This window comes from Methylobacterium sp. WL116, from assembly GCF_008039455.1.
Classification (GTDB): Bacteria; Pseudomonadota; Alphaproteobacteria; order Rhizobiales; family Beijerinckiaceae; genus Methylobacterium.
The window spans coordinates 1-1,306 of sequence record NZ_VRUV01000844.1 but is presented as its reverse complement, the minus strand read 5'-3'; the positions used below and the strand labels follow the sequence as shown (position 1 = coordinate 1,306).

General features: G+C 64.1%; 1 protein-coding gene. It reads right to left on the bottom strand.

The window, feature by feature from the left end:
* On the bottom strand, positions 1-1,057 hold a 1,057-nt coding region (locus FV223_RS27850), incomplete at its 3' end, for an IS1182 family transposase (protein ID WP_147729901.1).
* Positions 1,058-1,306: the final 249 nt, after the last annotated feature.

The window sequence follows — 1,306 nt, the reverse complement described above, 5'->3', positions numbered from 1 at the left end:
GGTCTCCCGGGCAGCGGTATGTGTCGTCGCCCGCCTGGTAGACGAAGTCCTGCTTGCCGAAGCGGCCCTCGGCCTTCGCACCGGATGTCATCGGTTTGGGGAGCGTGACCGCGATCCCCGCCCGGTCGCAGGCCAGGATCTCCTCGCCGGAGAAGTAGCCGCGATCCGCCAGGACCTGGATGTTCTCCTGGTCGATGGCGCTCTGCGCCTGGCCTGCCATGTTGGCGAGTTGGGTGCGGTCGTGGCCGACATTGGTCACTTCATGGGCGACGACGAGGTGATGCTTCGTGTCCACCGCGGCCTGAACGTTGTAGCCGACGAGCCCGGTGCCCTTGCCGTTCGTCGCCATGGCCCGCGCATCGGGGTCGGTCAGCGAGATCTGTCGGTCCGGCGCGGCCGCGACGAGCGTCTCCATCGCCTGCAGCGCGCGCAGCCGATCCCGGAGTGCGGAGAGCCGCTCCTTCAGGCGTGGGGTTCGGAGCTCCGTCACCTCGGCCTCCTGACGGTCGGCGGTATCGAGGGCCGCGAGGTAGCGCACGATGCTCGTCTCGACCTGCTCGATGCGCCTGCGGACCGCGGCCGGGGTGAAGTTCCGGTCGCGCGTGTTCACGGCCTTGAACCGGCTGCCGTCGACGGCCAAGACGCCTCCGGCCAGGAGACCGACTTGCCGGCAGAGCATCACGAAGTGCCGACAGGTCGCGCCAAGCGCGTCCCCGTTCTCGCGTCGGAAGTCGGCGATCGTCTTGAAGTCGGGTGCGAGGCGTCCGATCAGCCACATCAGCTCGACATTGCGGCCGGCCTCCCGTTCCAGGCGTCGACTCGACGGGATCTGGTTGAGGTATCCGTACAAGTAGAGCTTCAATAACGTCGCGGGGTGATAGCCGGGGCGACCGGTCGCGGCGGGCGTCACGCCGGCAAAGCCGAGGGCTGCCAGATCCAATTCATCGACAAACGCATCGACGACGCGGGCCGGGTTATCGTGCGTGACGTAATCGTCCAGGCAATCAGGAAGCAGTACGACCTGGTGGCGATCTGCAGCTTGAACAAAGCGTGTCATACCAAGCCTCCGTCAGAGGCCAAGTCTAACACAAAACGTATCATATCAAATTTATATCGTTCGAAATCGCTAGTTGTCTGTCGAGAATTTGAGGTCTAGGGATCAAGCAAGCGACGCTGCAGATTTCTTTGAGCTTCCTTGCGATCTTGCAACGACCAAGGATGCAGGCGGTCGAAAAGCCTGCCCGCTGCTCTCCCGAGGGGCCGGACAGCCACAGCGTGACGTCCTCTTTTCACACAGCCTCGGTGG